The sequence below is a fragment of the Luteibacter sp. UNCMF366Tsu5.1 genome (assembly GCF_900119235.1).
Classification (GTDB): Bacteria; Pseudomonadota; Gammaproteobacteria; order Xanthomonadales; family Rhodanobacteraceae; genus Luteibacter; species Luteibacter flocculans.
On record NZ_FPIS01000001.1, the window covers coordinates 243,076 to 259,578 of the forward strand.

12 protein-coding genes are annotated in these 16,503 nt (G+C 67.1%); 2 read left to right on the forward strand and 10 right to left on the reverse strand.

Annotated elements, in window-relative coordinates; genetic code table 11:
- Positions 1–12: 12 nt before the first annotated feature.
- The 10 genes from pdeM to BT115_RS01080 all read right to left on the reverse strand — a co-directional run bounded on the left by pdeM (position 13) and on the right by BT115_RS01080 (position 13,637).
- Positions 13–663, reverse strand: coding sequence for a ligase-associated DNA damage response endonuclease PdeM (pdeM, locus tag BT115_RS01035; protein WP_072320708.1), 651 nt, complete (start codon positions 661–663; stop codon positions 13–15).
- Positions 660–3,098 (reverse strand): ligase-associated DNA damage response DEXH box helicase, encoded by a 2,439-nt coding sequence (locus BT115_RS01040; RefSeq protein ID WP_072320709.1) that lies wholly within the window; start codon positions 3,096–3,098, stop codon positions 660–662. Before BT115_RS01040 ends, pdeM begins: the two co-directional genes overlap by 4 nt.
- A complete protein-coding gene (locus BT115_RS01045; RefSeq protein ID WP_072320710.1) occupies positions 3,055–4,650 on the reverse strand; it encodes an ATP-dependent DNA ligase in 1,596 nt (531 codons plus the stop codon). The genes BT115_RS01040 and BT115_RS01045 overlap by 44 nt, the downstream gene beginning before the upstream one ends.
- A complete protein-coding gene (locus tag BT115_RS01050; RefSeq protein WP_072320711.1) occupies positions 4,650–5,672 on the reverse strand; it encodes a ligase-associated DNA damage response exonuclease in 1,023 nt (340 codons plus the stop codon). The genes BT115_RS01045 and BT115_RS01050 overlap by 1 nt, the downstream gene beginning before the upstream one ends.
- A 769-nt stretch (positions 5,673–6,441) precedes the next feature.
- The gene (locus BT115_RS01055) at positions 6,442–8,205 is read right to left on the reverse strand and encodes an ABC transporter transmembrane domain-containing protein (RefSeq protein WP_072320712.1); all 1,764 of its coding nucleotides are present in this window, start codon (positions 8,203–8,205) and stop codon (positions 6,442–6,444) included.
- A gap of 78 nt (positions 8,206–8,283) precedes the next feature.
- A complete protein-coding gene (locus BT115_RS01060) occupies positions 8,284–8,877 on the reverse strand; it encodes an IMPACT family protein (protein ID WP_072320713.1) in 594 nt (197 codons plus the stop codon).
- A gap of 3 nt (positions 8,878–8,880) precedes the next feature.
- Positions 8,881–9,708 (reverse strand): hypothetical protein, encoded by an 828-nt coding sequence (locus BT115_RS18325; RefSeq protein WP_072320714.1) that lies wholly within the window; start codon positions 9,706–9,708, stop codon positions 8,881–8,883.
- A gap of 1 nt (position 9,709) precedes the next feature.
- Positions 9,710–10,264, reverse strand: coding sequence for an RNA polymerase sigma factor (locus tag BT115_RS01070; RefSeq protein ID WP_072322171.1), 555 nt, complete (start codon positions 10,262–10,264; stop codon positions 9,710–9,712).
- Between the two features lie 51 nt (positions 10,265–10,315).
- Positions 10,316–12,067: a vWA domain-containing protein gene (locus tag BT115_RS01075; RefSeq protein ID WP_072320715.1), complete on the reverse strand. Its 1,752-nt coding sequence runs from the start codon at positions 12,065–12,067 to the stop codon at positions 10,316–10,318.
- A 58-nt stretch (positions 12,068–12,125) separates the two neighbouring features.
- Positions 12,126–13,637: a GGDEF domain-containing protein gene (locus BT115_RS01080; protein WP_072320716.1), complete on the reverse strand. Its 1,512-nt coding sequence runs from the start codon at positions 13,635–13,637 to the stop codon at positions 12,126–12,128.
- 299 nt (positions 13,638–13,936) lie between these two features.
- On the opposite strand from BT115_RS01080, the gene BT115_RS01085 reads away from it, so the two are divergent.
- Positions 13,937–14,314 carry a DUF427 domain-containing protein gene (locus BT115_RS01085; protein WP_072320717.1) on the forward strand — a complete coding sequence of 126 codons (378 nt, stop codon included), beginning with the start codon at positions 13,937–13,939 and terminating at the stop codon, positions 14,312–14,314.
- Positions 14,315–14,334: 20 nt separating this feature from the next.
- The gene (gene egtB, locus BT115_RS19070) at positions 14,335–16,500 is read left to right on the forward strand and encodes an ergothioneine biosynthesis protein EgtB (RefSeq protein ID WP_072322172.1); all 2,166 of its coding nucleotides are present in this window, start codon (positions 14,335–14,337) and stop codon (positions 16,498–16,500) included.
- The last annotated feature ends 3 nt before the right edge of the window (positions 16,501–16,503 follow it).

Sequence of the window (16,503 nt, forward strand, 5' to 3'; positions counted from 1 at the left end):
TCGCACCTCGCGCTATCGCTCCGACACGGGCAGTAATCCGGCTGGGGTGACCGCCACGATGCGACGGCCGTTGGCGCGTTCCACGTCGTGCAGCCCGGTCAGCGTGCCGAAGGCCGGCAACATGCCGACGTCGCGATCGAAGACGAAGGCGGGAAGCCGATGACGACGCCACCCATCGCGCACCGTCACGCCCGGATGCACGTGGCCCGACAGCGTATATCCCTCCGCGTGCTTCTCGGGGTGATGCGAGAAGACGAAAGGCGGTGCGGAAAGCTGCCCTGGCCGCACCTCTATGCCCAGCGAAGCGACGTCGAAGTGCCGGTCGTGATTGCCCGCGATCAGCTCGATAGCGATGTGATCGTGGCGTTGCCGCCATGCGCGCACGCGCTCGACCCACGCGCTGCGTTCCGTCGCCGCGCCATGCACGAGGTCACCCAACACCGTAAGGCGCTCAGGTGCGAACTCGGCGATCAATGCGTCGAGTCGCGCGAGATCGTCTTCGGTGTCGCCGCTGGGCACGGCGATGCCGGCGCGACGGAAAACGGCACCCTTGCCGAGGTGAAGATCGGATACCAGCAGCGTCCGCGTTGCGGCCCAGTGGATCGCCCGTTGTGCGTGCAGGGTCAGGCGCTCGCCGGCCACCTCGATCTCGCGCGTCATCATGCGTCGGCCCCCGCTTCCAGCGTGGCCAGCATGCGCTCCACGCGGGTTTTCCAGTCGTCGTTGGCGATCCCGCCGCGCAGCCGTTCGACCCAGAGCGGAAACGCCAGCGGACTCAGTCGCTTCGTTTCGCGCCAGAGCAACTGAGAGCGCGAGACGCGCAGCAGGCAGGCACGCAGTCGCGAATAATCCAGTTGCTGGTCGAGCACTTCGCGTTCGGCCTGCCACAGTAGCGGGTGCGCGGGATCGTGCCGGCGCAGTACGTCGAACAGCAGGCCGCTGGACGCCTGCAACTGGCGAAGCGTCTTGCCGTGAGCGGGATAGCCATTGAAGACGAGACCCGCCACGCGGGCGATCTCGCGAAACTGCCGCCGCGCCAATTCGGATAGATTGACGCTGGCCCGGATATCCCGGCGCAGACCCCAGGGATGCAGCAGTTGACGCATGACGTCGGCATCCAACGGCGGCATGCGTGCGGCCGTCAACGTCAGTCCATAGTCGTTCACCGCGTAGCCGTAGTCGCCCGGCTGGATGCGGGCCAGGCGATAGGCGAGCACGGCGGCGAGACCTTCATGGGCCAGTCGCCCCGCGAACGGAAACACGAAAAGGTAATCGCCCTCGCGCGTCCGCGTGCGCTCGCAGAGTGTCTGATCGAGGCCCGGAATGGACGATTGCCTTCGTTGTACGTCGAGCAGCCCGGCAAGTGCACGCATTTCCACGGAGTCATCCTCACCGGCCAAGGTGCGGCGCAACTCGTCGGATAGCTCGCCGGACAGCGGCAGACGGCCGCCCATCCAGCGCGGCACGCCGCCACGCCGGTTGGGCGCAGCGCGCACATACGCTGTCATGTCGCGCACGCGGACCAGTTCCAGATGGCGACCGGCAAACAGGAAGCGATCGCCAGGGCGCAAGCGAGAGAGAAAACTTTCCTCGACCGAGCCGAGCCGCGCGCCCTTCATATAGCGCACTTGCAGACTGCCGTCGGAAGTGATGGTCCCGATCGACAACCGGTGCATGCGTGCGATGCGTCCGCTTTCAACTTGATAACGACCCTCGGTCTCCACCAGCTTCTGGTACTCCGGATAGCTCGCCAGCGCCGATCCGCCGGTGCGCAGGTAAGCCAGCACGGCGTCGAAACGGTCGCGCGGCAGCTGCGCGTACGCGAGTGACGACGTGATCTCGGCGTACGCTTCGTCGGCGGTAAAGCCGCCGCCGAGGGCCATCGTGAGCAGGTGCTGAGCGAGCACGTCGAGGCAGCCGCGCATGGGGTGGCGAGGTTCCAGATGCCCTTCGGCCAGGGCGCGCCGTGCCGCCGAGACCTCTGCCAGTTCGAGCAAGTGTGTCGGGACGCAGAGAATGCGCGATGGCATGCCGGGCTGATGGCCGCTGCGTCCTGCGCGTTGCAGCAGGCGCGCCACGCTCTTGGGGCTACCGATCTGGATGACGCGTTCCACGCTGGCAAAATCGACGCCGAGATCGAGACTCGATGTCGCAACGACGCAGCGCAGCGTCCCGAGGCGCAGGCCTTCCTCGGTGGCGAAGCGCAGCTTGGGATCGATCGAGCCGTGATGCAGTGCGAGCGTCTCGGGCGCTTCCGGCCATACCGACGACAGCGCTTCGCGCCACAGCTCGGCCTGCGAGCGCGTGTTCGCAAAGACGAGGCTGCTGCGTACGCTTAGCACCGCGTCGAGCACGCGTGGCAGTTGCGACAGACCGAGATGTCCCGCCCAGGGAAACCGTTCGCCGCTGGCGGGTACGGCCGTCTCGATGATCGTCCGCTTCTTCGTGCGCGAGCCGATCAACACACCGTCGCCGGCCAGTGCGTGCAACGCCTCGTCGAGGTTGCCCAGCGTGGCCGAAAGGCCCCAGGTGCGTAGCTCGGGAAGCCAGTGGCGTAGACGGGTAAGGCCAAGCTGGAGCAAGGTACCACGCTTGTTGCCGACCAGTTCGTGCCATTCGTCGACGACGATGCCGCGCAGCCCGGCGAAACGCGTCTTCGCGTCCGGGTAGCTGAGCAACAGGGCCAGGCTTTCTGGCGTGGTGACCAGCAGTTCGCACGCACCACGGCGCAAGCGCGCACGCTCTGCACTGCCGCTGTCCCCGGTCCGGCGCAGCACGCGCCAGGGCAGGTCCATCGCCTGCACCGCAGCGTTGAGATGCTGCGCGGTGTCGGTCGCCAGCGAACGCAACGGGGTAATCCAGAGCAACTGCAAGCCGCTGCGTGGATGCAGCACGGCGTCGATGAGCGGGCCGCCCGCGGCCGCAAGCGTCTTGCCTGTTCCCGTGGGCGCGTGGACGAGGCCGTTCCGACCTTCGTGCCATGCACGCCACGCCGCGCGCTGGAACGCCGCAGGGCGGCGTCCCTGCGCGGCGAACCACGCCAGCAGGCGTGCTTCAGCCCGACGCCAGGCGGCGGAGGTCGTCGAGTTTGTCGGCATCGTGGATCGACAGATCGGTACGCCAACGGAGGATGCGCGGAAAGCGCACCGCGACGCCAGCCTTGTGGCGCCCGGAAGCCTGGATGGCCTCGAAGGCGAGTTCGAATACATGCGTGGGTTCTACCGATCGCACTGGCCCGAAGCGTTCGATCGTGTGCGCGCGAATCCATCGGTCGAGTCGACCAATCTCGCTGTCGTCGAGGCCCGAGTAGGCCTTCGCGACCGGCACCAGTTTTTCGCCGTCCCACACACCGAAGGTGTAGTCGGTGAAGAGTCCCGAGCGGCGACCGTGGCCCGGCTGCGCATAGAGCAATACGGCATCGACCGTGTACGGATCGACTTTCCACTTCCACCAGTCGCCGCGCTTGCGTCCCACACGGTAGGGAGAATCCAGCTTTTTCAGCATCAAGCCTTCGGTGCGTCGCTCGCGCGATTCGCCGCGCACCGCAGCAAGTGCGTCCCAGGTGGGGGTTGCGACCGAGGGCGAGAGCATCAAGGTCGGTCCCCGACCTTCGATGAGCGCAGCCAGTTGTGCGCGACGCTCGACGAGCGGACGCTCGCGCAGATCCTGGCCTTCCCATTCGAGCAGGTCATAGGTCATCAATCGCACAGGCGTGTCGGCCAGCAACTTGGCGCCGGGTTTGAGTTTGCCGATGCGTTTCTGCAAAGCGGCGAAAGGCAGCGGATGATCTTCATCGAGCATCCAGGCAAGGATTTCGCCATCCACCACGCAACCCTCGGGCAGATCGATGGCTGCCAGCTCGATTTCCGGAAAGCGTCCGTCGAGCCTTTCCTCACCGCGTGACCACAGCACGGCCCCGCCAGCACGACGCATCAACTGTGCGCGGATCCCGTCCCATTTCCATTCGGCCAGCCATTCATCGACCGCACCCAGCGCCGTCACCTCCTGTTCGAGCGGTGACGCGAGAAAGAAAGGGTAGGGGCGTTCGCCCGCGTGCTCGTCGGCACGCTCCGGTTCGGCCAACGCGAGAAACGCCGCCGCTGACGGCTTCCAGGTGCCGCTGAGGCGATGCGCCATGAGATCGGAGGGCAACGCCGCCCACTGCGCCAGGGCCTGCACGACGAGCCGATGCGAGACGCCGACCCGCAGCGACCCGGTCAGCAGCTTGTTGACCAGGAAGACTTGTTCGCGCGGCAGCGGTCGCCACCATTCGCGCAATATCTCCACGCGTTCCGCCGACTCCAAACGCGACAACGATGGCAGGCGCGCCTCCATCCAGACATGCAGCGGCGTGTCGCCTTCGGCCGCCTCCGACTCGGGCAGCATCAAGGCAACGGTTTCCGCAAGGTCGCCGACGTGCTGGTAGCTCTCGTCGATCAACCAGTCCGCGTAGCCGGTTTCCGCGGCAAGCGCGAGGCGCAGCTCGGTGGACGTCGCCGTGCGCTTGAGCTTGCCACCGCCAAGCACGTAGACCGCCCAGGCGGCGTCTTCGGGGCGCGCCTCCGCGAAATAGGCCGCCATCGCGTCGCGCTTGGCGGCAGTGGAGGCGGTGCGATCGAGCGCTTCGAACAACGTGGCGAAGCGGCGCATCAATCACCTTCCTCACTGCTACGAAGATCAGGCATCTGCCCGCCCAGCGAGCGCAGGGGGAACGCCTCGCGACCGTGCTCGCGCAGATGGCGGATCAGTACCTCGCCGTCGCCATGGGTGACGTAGATGCGCTTGGCGCCGCAGTCCGCCACGCTGCGCAGAAGACCCGGCCAGTCGGCGTGATCGGACACGACGAAGCCACGATCGTAGCCACGCCGACGTCGGGCGCCGCGCACCTGCATCCAACCGGACGCGAAACCCGTGGAAGCCTTGCCGAAGCGGCGCATCCACGGCGAGCCGGCCGCCGACGGTGGCGCCATCACCAACTCGCCGGCAAAGTCCTTGCCGCGCGCGGACTCGCTGACCGGTACGGTCGGCAGCATGTGCACGCCGGCCTCGCGATACAGCGCGACGAGCCGCAGCATCGCGCCATGCAGATGGACCGCGCGCTCGCTACGGGTCGCAAGTTCGGCGAGCAGACGCTGTGCCTTGCCCAGCGCGTAGCAGAACAGCACGGCCGCCACGCCACGCGCGGCGCATTCGTCGACCCAGCCAAGAATCTCGTCGACCACCTGGCGCATCGACGGCCAGCGGTAGATGGGCAGGCCGAAGGTGGACTCGGTGACGAAGACGTCGCACGGCACGGGTTCGAACGGCGCGCAGGTCGGGTCCGGATCGCGCTTGTAGTCGCCGGACACGACGGCCACCTTGCCGCAGCCCTCGATGCGGATCTGCGCCGCGCCGAGAATATGCCCCGACGGATGGAACGACACGCGGGTATCGCCCAAGTCGAACGCCTCGCGCCAGTCATGGGCGTGCACGACGGATGCCGCGCCCAACCGTTCGCGCATCAAGCCTTCCCCAGCAGCCGCCACGTGATAGAGCCCGCTACCCGACCGCGCATGGTCGCCATGCGCGTGCGTCACCACCGCGCGAGCCACAGGCTGCATGGGATCGATGAAGAAGTCGCCAGCGGGGCAGTACAGGCCTTCGGGGCGCGGCAGCAGCAGGTCGCTATCCATGCCGCGAAACTAGGTGGCGAGCCGTCAAGGGTGCGAGAACGCGGTAGGCCGCGTTGTCACGGCGTGCGCCGGTTTTCATGGCCATACCGCTGCAAGGAGCGCCTGAAGCTGCAGCGCTTCAGGAAGCCAGCCCCCATCCCCCTCGCCGCGAAGGCTTATGTCGTTCCTTGCGAAAGGAGAGCCGCTTCGCGGCTCCATGTCTTATGGCTTACGCCGCGGCGGACCCGGGCGTCCGGGCGGGGGTCTTCGACTTGGCATCCCTGCCTCGGCGAAGACGGCCGGCCGTCCTGGCCGGCCCCCTGCGGGCCTTGTCCACCCGGACGCCCTCGACGCCAGACATCGCGGCGAGGGGGACGGGGGCTGGCGTCGGACGGTGAGGTGGCGTGATGTTTTTAGAGCTTGCGCTGTGGACTGCTTCGGTGATCGTTCGCGTGTAGTCGCCGGATGCCTCTGCCTTCGGATCACGACGGTGAGGTGGCGCAGCGCTGTGGTCTGCGGCTCTCCCGACACGCGACCTCAGTCATCGTGGGAGTCTTCGGTGTCCCCCTCGATGCGAGTTTCCGCACAAGAGAGCGGCCGAAGGCCACTAGATACATGGGCCGCGCCAGCGGCCATCCTTTCCGAACGCGGAGGACCTGTCTGAGCAGCGAGGGGGACACCGAAGGCTCTGGCCTCGTCGCACGAGCTAACGGTAGCTCCAGCCGCTGGACACATGCAGCCACGCGGCTAACAAGTCGATCTTGAACACGCTCGACATCTGCACGTGGCATTACGCCACGAACTGAAGGCGGGCCAGCTCCGCGTAGAGTCCACCTTCCGCGAGCAGGCTCTCGTGGGTGCCCTGGGCCACGATGCGTCCGCCATCCATTACCACGATGCGGTCGGCGCGCTGCACCGTTGCGAGGCGATGCGCGATGACCAGGGTGGTGCGACCTTTCTCCAGGCGCTCGAGTGCTTGCTGGATGGCCGCTTCGGATTGCGCGTCGAGCGCCGACGTCGCCTCGTCGAGCAGCAGCAGCGGAGCGTCGCGCAGGATCGCGCGTGCGATGGCGATACGTTGCTTCTGTCCGCCCGACAGACGGACACCGCGCTCGCCGAGCGCAGCGCCGTAGCCTTCGGGCAGCGCGGAAATAAACCCATCCGCTTCCGCCAGGCGTGACGCCTCGCGGACCTCCTCGTCGCTGGCATCGGCGCGGCCGAAGCGAATGTTGTCGGCGGCGCTGCCGCCGAAGATCACCGTTTCCTGCGGCACGAGGGCGATGGCGCCGCGCAGCTCGGGCAGGGCGAGCGCGCGCAGGTCCACGCCATCGAAGCGGATGGCGCCCGACAGCGGATCATGGAAACGCAGCAGCAGGCTGAAGACGGTGCTCTTGCCCGCGCCCGACGGACCGACCAGCGCCACGGTTTCGCCCGCGGCAATGTCGAGGTCGAAGTCGGACAGCGCGGCGACGTCCGGACGGGACGGGTAGCGGAACTCCACGTGCTCGAAGCGCAGCGAGCCCGTCACCGGGCGTGGCAGCACCTCGGGGGCGTCCGGCGTGCGGATGATGGCGCGCTCCGCGAAGAGTTCGCCGATGCGTTCCATGGCGCCCGCGGCGCGCAGCACGTCGCCCCAGACTTCCGAGAGGCCGGCGACCGAACCGGCCGCGAAGATGGCGTAGAGCACGAACTGGCTGAGTACGCCGGGGGCGAGGTCGCCCGCGATGACGTCGCGCGCACCTGCCCAGAGCACGAGCGTGATCGCACCGAAGATCAGCACGATGACGGCAGCCGTCAGCAACGAACGCATGCCGATGCGACGGCGCGCCGTCGCAAGGGCAAGGGCGATCGCGCTCGCATAGCGGCGGCTTTCGATCGGCTCGCGCGCATACGCCTTCACGGCCTGCGCAGCATTCAACGTTTCATTCGCGACGGCGGCGGCATCGGCGATGCGGTCCTGGCTGTGTCGCGAGAGCTTCTGCACGCGCCGACCGAAGATGAGGATCGGCAGCATCACGGCGGGAATCACGAGCGCGGTGAGGCCGGCGAGGCGAGGGCTGGTCCACGCCATCGCGGCGGCGGCGCCCAGCAGCATCACAGCGCTGCGCAAGGCCACGGAGATACCCGATCCGACGAGCGTCTGGACTACCTCGGTATCGGTGCCGAGGCGCGAGGTCAGTTCACCGACGCGCGTGCTTTCGTAGAAGCCGACGTCCAATTGGATCACGTGCTCGTAGAGCGACGTGCGCAGCGATGCCAGGGACCGTTCGCCGAGCAGGGCGATGCAGTAGTAGCGAGCCGCCGTGGCGAGGGCGAGTACCACCGCGACGCCGAACAGCCCAAGGAACGTGCCGTTGATCGTGGCGACGTTGGAGGCCAGGAAACCGTTGTCGATGATGTGCCGCACCGCCACGGGCAAGAGCAGCGACGCGCTGGACGAGATGCCGAGGAACACCAGCCAACCGATAGCCAGGCGCTTGTGCGGCTTCAGGAAAGGCCAGAGGTTGCGCAGCGCGCCGATGCGGCGCGACTTCTCCCTGCGTTCTTCGCTCATGCGTTCGTCGGTTTCTTCAGGCAATTCGCCAACGAATGGGGCCGGCGAGTTCGGTATTCAACATGGGCCAACGGGCTTCTAGGGCCGCCGTGGTCGTATTTTTCCACGAGACAGATCGATCACCCGCGCCGCGATGGTGTCCAGGTCGTCCAGCGGGGCGCTCACGTCGAGTTCCGCACCGTCGGCCGTGAAGGTCTCCCGTTCCACGGTGGCCCCCATGTCGCGCAGCCGTGCGCTCACGAGGGCCAGGTCGGCGAACTCGCAGTGCATGACGAGGTGCCCGGTGGCGACGATGGGCAACCGGGGCGCCAGGCGCAGGCATTCTGCCGCGGCACCGCCATAGGCGCGCACCAGACCGCCTGCGCCGAGCTTGATGCCGCCATACCAGCGCGTGACGACCACCGCGACCCGGTCGTAGCCCTGGCCATCGATGGCCTGCAGGATGGGACGGCCCGCCGTGCCGCCGGGTTCACCGTCGTCGTTGAACCGGTACGCATCGCCGATCCGGTAGGCCCAGCAGTTGTGCGTGGCGGACACATCACTGACGGCGCCGAACCAGGCCAGCGCTTCGTCCGGCGAGCCGATCGGCGCCGCTTGGGCGAGGAAGCGACTCTTCTTGATCTCCTCCTCGTGCCGCCACGGCGCAGCGAGGGTGTCCAGGCGCGCGGTCAAGACTCAAGGGTTCCCGAGGTCGCGCAGGTCCTGCGGCAGCTCGTAGTGCGGGTAGCGTCGACGTAGATCGCGGAGGCGCTGCAGAGCTTCTTCGCGCTGTCCATTACCCAGCAGTTGGCGGATCTGGCCCACCCGATCGTCGGGGCCGAGCTGCACCTCCGCTGATTTTTCGACAGGCGCGGGGGCCGTCTCAGCGATCGCGCCCGACGGCGCTTCCGGTGCCGGTGCCGCCATGACTGCAGGAGGGGCGGGAGGCGCTGGTGGAGCCGGCGGCGCGGGAGCTGGTGCAGGGGCCGCGGAAACGACCGGCGCAGACATCGGTGCCGGTGCGGGCGCCAGAGCCTGCGTCGACACCTCGTTCGAGGTGTTCACCCTGGCGGCACGACCCGCCATGCGACTGGCTTGATGCCGCGGTATCGGCGACGGTTTTGCCGGTGCCTCGAAGCCCGGGGCTGGCGCGATAGCGGGTGCCGGCGCCAAGGGTGGGGGTGCTGCGGCCGTCACGTCCGCCGACGCGGGCGCTTGCGCGGGCTCGGAAGCCGCGTCGTTGGCCGCAGGAGTGGCAGGCAGCACGGCGGGCGGAGGGGGCACGTCGCGCAGTCGCCAACCGATGCCGACGGCCAGGACCAGCGCGGCGGCCGACGCCAGCGACACGAGCCACGGAGCGCGACGGCGTGCCGGCACGCGTGGTGTCGCGCCGATAGCCTGGGCGCGCACGGCGGCATCCAGTGCCGCATCGGGCTCTGCCTTGGGCAGGCGCCCGTACAACGCTGCGAGCTCGCGCTCCTCGGGCAGATCGTCGTCGCTTGGCGGGGGCGTGTTCGGATTCATGTCATTCGGCAACGAGTTCTTTGACGCGGGCCATGGCGTAGCGCAGACGCGACTTCGCCGTTTCCTTGCCCACGCCGGTCACGGTGGCGATGTCCTCCAGGGAAAGTTCGTTTTCCATGCGCAGCACGAACACGGTGCGCTGTTCGTCGGGAAGGCGGTCGATCGCGCGCTGCATGCGGCGACGCAGCTCGAAATCGGAGAGCGCGTGATCCGGCTGCTCGCGCTCCGGCGCGGCCTGTGCGGCGAACACCGCCTCGGTTTCCTCGACGCCGGCCTGCGGTCGACGTCGTCGAAAGCTGTCCACGGCCAGATTGTGCGCAATCTGGAGCAGCCAGGTGCGGAACGTTGCCTCGGGCCGGTAGCGCGCGCGAGCACCGATGACGCGACTCCAGGTTTCCTGGAACAGTTCGTCGGCGATCGCGCGGTCCTTCACCGTCTTCAGCAGGAATCGATACAGCGGCCCCTTGTGCCGGGCATAGAGCTGATCGAAGGCAGCCGTGTCCCCACCCGCCCATGCGAGCATCAATCCGCCATCGTCGGCCACGGGTGCATCCATGGCCGGGGAGGTTACGGCATCGGCGCCACGCATGGGAGAGTGGGTCACCTTTTAGCGTTCGGTGTTCGCGACCGGTGTCGTGGAGAGCGCGCCGGCCATGTCCACCAACCGGACGAAGCCGGCGCGATAGCCGCCGTCGTCCTTGCCGAGGGCGCCACGGGCCAGCGACGCGGCCTTGTCGTAACCAAACCCGTCGACGTACTTGCCACCGCGGAGGTTTTCCGCGAAGGCCGCCACCGCCGCGGCGAAGCGCAACCGCTCGCTCGCCTGCGTCGCCGGCTCGGCGCCGAGCGGCCGCTCGATCAACTTGCTCGGACCACCGGCAGGCAACTTGTAGCGCAGGCGAAGGAAGGCGAGTTCGCCCGAGCGACCGGTCGACGGCGCGTCGCCGTAACGCAGGGCATCGATGCGCGGTGCCTTGCTTCCCTTCAGCGTGACTTCGTAGAGCGCGGTGACGTTGGCACCCGCACCAACCTCGCCGGCATCGACGGCGTCGTTGTTGAAATCCTCGCGTGCGAGTAGACGCTTTTCGTAGCCGATCAGGCGGTACTCGGTTACCACCGAGGGGTTGAACTCGACCTGGATTTTCACGTCCTTGGCGATCGTCAGCAGCGTCGCCGACATCTCGTCGACCAGCACGCGCCGCCCTTCGTCGAGGCTGTCGATGTAGTGATGGCTGCCATTGCCCGCGTCGGCCAGCGTTACGGCCATCTCATCGTTGTAGTTGCCTTCGCCGAAGCCAAGGGTGGTGAGCGCGATGCCGCTCTTGCGCTTGTCCGCGATGCGATCCTTCAACGCCTGCACGCCTACCGTGCCCACGTTGAAATCGCCGTCGGTGGCGAGGATCACGCGATTTACGCCGCCCTTGATGAAGCCCTTCGCCGCCTGTGCGTAGGCAAGGTCGATACCGGCCGCGCCGTTGGTGGAACCGCCGGCACCCAGGGCGTCGATGGCGGCCACGATCGTGGCATGCTGGTCACCCGGTGTGGACGGCAGTGCGACGCAGGTCGCACCCGCGTAGGTCACCAGCGAAATGCGATCCTGCGCGCGCAGACGGGGCACGATCTGCTTGAGCGAGGCCTTCAGCAGCGGCAGCTTGTCGGGCTCGTCCATGGAACCGGAGACGTCGACGAGAAAGACGAGGTTGGCAGCAGGAATCTCACTCGACGGCACGCTGTACCCGCGAATGCCTACCAACAACAACTGCCGGTCGGGATTCCACGGCGACGCCGCCAGTTCGGTCGACACGCTGAACGGCACGTCGCGCGTGCGCGGCGGTTCATAGCCGTAGTTAAAGTAGTTGATGAATTCTTCCGTGCGCACCGCGTCTGCGGGAGGCAAGCGGCCGGCGTTCAACATATGCCGCACGTTCGTGTAGGAGCCGGTGTCGACGTCGATGCTGAAGGTGGACACGGGATCTGTCGCGGCGAGATGGACCGGATTCGCCTCGCGATGCGCATAGTTCTCCGTGTTGGCGTCGAACGCGGCGACCATCTGGCCGACCGGTGCAGCCGATGCGACGAGCCCCGCGCGGGCCATCATCTTGGCGGGCGGCGCAGCGGGAGCGGGCGAGGGCGCCAGCTCGATGACTGCCGGAGGTGCAGGCGGTGCCGGGGCGGCAGCCGGCGCGGGCATGGGCGCGCTTTGCATAGCGCCGTACGGAACGGGGCCTGGCAGGCAATCGGTGCCTGCTTCGGTACGGGCATGCGTCGTTTGCGCGGGCATGCCACCGGAGGCCGTCGCCCCCGCGGCCAGCACGAGGCCGGCAAAGAGAAGGGGCAGGGTGACGCGTAGCGTGTTCATCGTGCATGGCCTTGTTGGGGGGACATGACGGTGAAACGCTGCAGGATGCCAAACGGGGTTAAACCAACTGGCGCGATCCTTCCGCACGGGCCGCATCCAGCGGCGGTCCTTCGGGTGCGCCGACGCGGTTGCGTCCGGCCTGCTTGGCGCGATACAGCGCCCGGTCGGCTGCGTTGAGGAGATCGAGCGGGCCACCGTCGGCGCTCGGCCGGGCGATAGCGACACCGATGCTGATCGTGACCACGCCGAACGGGCTCGAAGGATGCACGATCGCCATGCGTTCGATGTGGCTGCGCAGGTCTTCGGCCAGGGCCTTTGCATCGCCGAGGTGCGTGCCCGGCGCGATCACCGCGAATTCCTCGCCACCGAAGCGTGCAAGAAAATCGCTGGCGCGCAGTCCACTGCCGAGCAGACCGGTGGCGATGGAACGCAGGCAGTCGTCGCCTGCGAGATGGCCGTAGCGGTCGTTGTAGCCCTTGAACAGATCGACGTCGATCATCAGCAGCGCGATGGGATCGCGCTGTCCCGGGCGATGCCATTCGCGGAGCAGACGCTCGTCGAGCGCGCGACGGTTAGCCAGGCCGGTCAGGCTATCCACGAAGACCAGGCCCTGCAGTTCGTCGCGTCTGCGCTCCAGGCGATATTCCTCTTCCACGAGGCTGACCTGCACGAGCGACCCGCGCAGTCCGATACCGACCACGGCGGCCACGGCGGCAACGATGCCCAGTGTGGGATAGCCCGGAATCACCATCAACCCGAAGCCGAGCACGCTCATGGCGAGAAACGTGGGGCTCGCACTCTGCACGAAACGAATGACGTACACCGGAGGATGCCAATACCGCCGCGGCTGCCGTGTGACCGCGGACGCGAAGAGCGCCAGGAACGGCAGGTCGAGCAGCGCATCCCAGCTCGATGTACCGAATTCCGGATGCCCGTTGAGTGCCACGAAATGGTTGTAGAAGAAGCCGGAGAACGCATAAGTGACGAAGAACGCCGTTACGCCGCGGAAGAAGAAATGATCGTCGGCGCGGTCGGTGGCGATATAGCGCAACAAGGCAGCGATCGCGAGGCACACGTTTTCGAAGTCGAGCATGTAGGCGACTTCGAGCGCCTGTTTCGTGCCCATGGCGCCTTCGAGCGACACGATGGAGAAGGTGCGCACGTAGAACAGCACCCCGAGCAGCGACGCGAGCACCAGGTCGATCACTGTCGCCCAGTGCTTCCGCGCTGCTACCGGCGCCGACGACACCGTGACCAGCACCGGCAGCACGTACAGGATGTAGAAGAACATGCTGTCGCCAGGCGCCGGATTGGAATTCTCCAGCACGTAGTTCTGGCGAGCGGACAGGGACATCCCCACGGTCCAGAGCGCCAGGCTGGCGAAGAGCAGCCACCACCGGCGATCCCGCGGCGTTCCCGAGCGCTGCCAGGCGAATACGACGCTCGCCATCGCCAACGCAGCCGAGGAAAAGAAAAACACGTACGACGCCGCCATGCCGTAGGACGGCATGATCGTCAGGGCGAGCGCGTGGGCCGCGACGACCGCCGCTGCGGCGAGAAGCACTTTCATGGGTGACCCTCCCGCCACCTGCAATACGTTGGTCATATCGGCATGAAAGGCGAGAAGTTTAGTTGCCGGATCCCCATGGGGTCATGGTAAAGCGCCAGACCGCTCGCATGTAAAGCCGTGTGGGCAGACGGGTTTTTCGGCGTGACGACGCCCCGGCGGCGTGGTCCGGCTCGACTCGTGGGGAAAGTCCAAGAACCGATCTTTGCGAATCGGTAACTTCACCTGTTCCAGCGCGTCGGCTTGGATTCGTCCGTGCCGGCTCGCAGGATGTTCGATCTCCCCCTCCGAAGGAGTGCCTCATGTCTTCACGTCCCCATAAGATTCCCGGCCCCGATCATCCGATCACGGTGGAGCCTGCCAAGGGCAGGGTCGTGGTGCGCGACGGCGATCGTGTGGTCGTCGATACCCGGCGTGCGCTGGTGCTCACGGAAGCGAGCTACCCGCCCGTGTTCTACGTGCCGCGCGAGGATGCCGACATGGCCTCGCTGCGCCGCAGCGACCACCACACCTATTGCCCGTACAAGGGCGAAGCGTCGTATTACAGCCTGCCCGGCAACGAGGAGCGGGCGATCACGGCGATCTGGACTTACGAAGAGCCCTACGAGGCCGTGGACGCCATCCGGGGGCATCTCGCCTTCTATCCCGACCGCGTGCGCATCGAGCACACCCCCGACTGATGCAGCGCAAGGAGCCGCTCATGCACGACCTCATCGACAGCCCGACGGACGCCGCCACCTCGGCGCGCCAGACCACGGCGCTTTCCCTGGCCGACCGCTACGCGGCGGTGCGTGCGCGCACGGAGCGACGGGTCGCGGCGCTGGATCCGGAGGACATGGTCGTGCAGTCCATGCCAGATGCCAGCCCTGCGAAATGGCATCTGGCGCACACGACGTGGTTCTTCGAGACCTTTCTGCTCGGGCCGAATGTCCCGGGGTACGAGGTATTCGATTCCGAGTTCGGTTACCTGTTCAATTCGTATTACGAGGCGATCGGCCCGCGGCATCCGCGACCGATGCGCGGCCTGCTGACCCGTCCTTCCATCCACCAGGTGATGGCCTACCGTCACCATGTGGACCGGCACATGCACGCCTGGCTGGCGGGTGACGTGTCCGCCGACCTGGAAGCGCTCGTGTTGCTGGGTTTCGCGCACGAGGAACAGCATCAGGAATTGCTGGTGATGGATGTACAGCATCTATTCGCGCAGTCGCCGTTGAAGCCAGCGTTCGATCCGCACTGGCCCGCGCCGGCGCCCGGAGCCACCGGGCGGTTCCGGGCCGTGAGCGGCGGCCTTGTACGCATCGGCGCGGAAGACGAGCCTTTCGCGTTCGATAACGAGGGGCCGGCGCATCGCGTCTGGCTGGAGCCGTTCGAGATCGCCGATCGCCTCGTCACCAACGGGCAGTGGCTGGCCTTCATGGCGCTGGGAGGCTACCGCCGCGCCGATCTGTGGCTGTCCGATGGCTGGGTGCAGTGCCAGGAGGACGGATGGGACGCGCCGCTGTACTGGCGACATGACGGCGAAGCCTGGTCGCACATGACGCCGGGTGGCTGGCGTCCCGTCGATCCGGATGCGCCGGTCACGCACATCAGCTACTACGAGGCAGACGCGTTCGCGCGCTGGGCCGGTGCGCGGCTTCCCACCGAGGCCGAGTGGGAACACGCGGTGCGTACGCGGCCCGATCTTCAGCAAGTGGACGACGTCGCCTGGCAGTGGACCGCCAGCGCCTATTCGCCCTATCCGGGGTTTCAGGCGGCGGACGATGCCGTCGGCGAATACAACGGCAAGTTCATGATCGGCCAGATGGTGCTGCGTGGCGGTGCCAGCGTGACGCCGCCCGGACACTCGCGGCCCACGTATCGCAACTTCTACCGCCCCGGCCAGCGCTGGATGTTCAGCGGCGTGCGTCTGGCGCGTTCCGCGGGATCGGGTTCGAGCGGCGAACGTCTGGCCTTCCTGCGCGACACGTTGGCTGGCCTCTCGGCATCGCCGAAAGCTTTCCTGCCGAAGTATTTCTACGATGGTGCAGGCTCCGCGCTGTTCGAGGCGATCTGTGTCACACCCGAGTATTACCCGACGCGTACCGAAGCCGCGTTGCTCGACGATATCGCACCGACGCTCGCGGCAAGCATCCCCGATGGGGCCGTGCTGCTCGAACTGGGCAGCGGTGCCAGCGAAAAGACGCGCATGCTGCTCGACGCCGCACCGTGGATTTCCGCCTACGTGCCCGTGGACATCAGCGCCGATGCGCTGGACGGTGCCGTGCGCCGTCTGCGTGAGGCGTATCCCGCGCTTGCCGTGCATCCGGTGGTCGCAGACTTCACCCAGGCCATCGACGTGCCCAAGGCGCTGGCCGGCCGGCCGGTCGTGGCGTTCTTCCCCGGCTCCACCATCGGCAACTTCACCCACGACGAAGCGGCGGCACTGCTGCGCTTCGTTCGCGAACGACTCGGCCCGTCGGCGCACTTCATCGTGGGCGCGGACCAGGTGAAGGACGTGAACGTACTTCTGGCAGCCTACGACGACGCGGGCGGCGTCACGGCAGCGTTCAACCGCAACGTGCTTGTGCGCATCAATCGTGAGCTGGGCGCGGACTTCGTGTCCGAAGCCTTCGAGCACCGCGCCATCTGGAACGCAGAACGTGAGCGCATCGAGATGCATCTGGTGAGCAGGGAAGCGCAGGAGGTGACGCTCGCCGGACAACGTTTCGCGTTCGCCGCTGGCGAAAGCATCCACACGGAGAACTCGCACAAGTTCACGCCCGAATCGTTTGCGCGTCTTGCGGAAGCGGGTGGCTGGCGGATCGAGCGGGAATGGATTTCCCCGGCGCCCGCCTTTGGCGTGTTCATGCTGCGGGCCATCTGAGCC

Coding starts and splice junctions, on each gene's coding strand:
- pdeM (WP_072320708.1), bottom strand. CDS start 663: ATGATGACGCGCGAGATCGAGGTGGCCGGCGAGCGCCTGACCCTGCAC.
- BT115_RS01040 (WP_072320709.1), bottom strand. CDS start 3,098: ATGCCGACAAACTCGACGACCTCCGCCGCCTGGCGTCGGGCTGAAGCA.
- BT115_RS01045 (WP_072320710.1), bottom strand. CDS start 4,650: ATGCGCCGCTTCGCCACGTTGTTCGAAGCGCTCGATCGCACCGCCTCC.
- BT115_RS01050 (WP_072320711.1), bottom strand. CDS start 5,672: ATGGATAGCGACCTGCTGCTGCCGCGCCCCGAAGGCCTGTACTGCCCC.
- BT115_RS01055 (WP_072320712.1), bottom strand. CDS start 8,205: ATGAGCGAAGAACGCAGGGAGAAGTCGCGCCGCATCGGCGCGCTGCGC.
- BT115_RS18325 (WP_072320714.1), bottom strand. CDS start 9,708: ATGAATCCGAACACGCCCCCGCCAAGCGACGACGATCTGCCCGAGGAG.
- BT115_RS01070 (WP_072322171.1), bottom strand. CDS start 10,264: ATGGATGCACCCGTGGCCGACGATGGCGGATTGATGCTCGCATGGGCG.
- BT115_RS01075 (WP_072320715.1), bottom strand. CDS start 12,067: ATGAACACGCTACGCGTCACCCTGCCCCTTCTCTTTGCCGGCCTCGTG.
- BT115_RS01080 (WP_072320716.1), bottom strand. CDS start 13,637: ATGAAAGTGCTTCTCGCCGCAGCGGCGGTCGTCGCGGCCCACGCGCTC.
- BT115_RS01085 (WP_072320717.1), top strand. CDS start 13,937: ATGTCTTCACGTCCCCATAAGATTCCCGGCCCCGATCATCCGATCACG.
- egtB (WP_072322172.1), top strand. CDS start 14,335: ATGCACGACCTCATCGACAGCCCGACGGACGCCGCCACCTCGGCGCGC.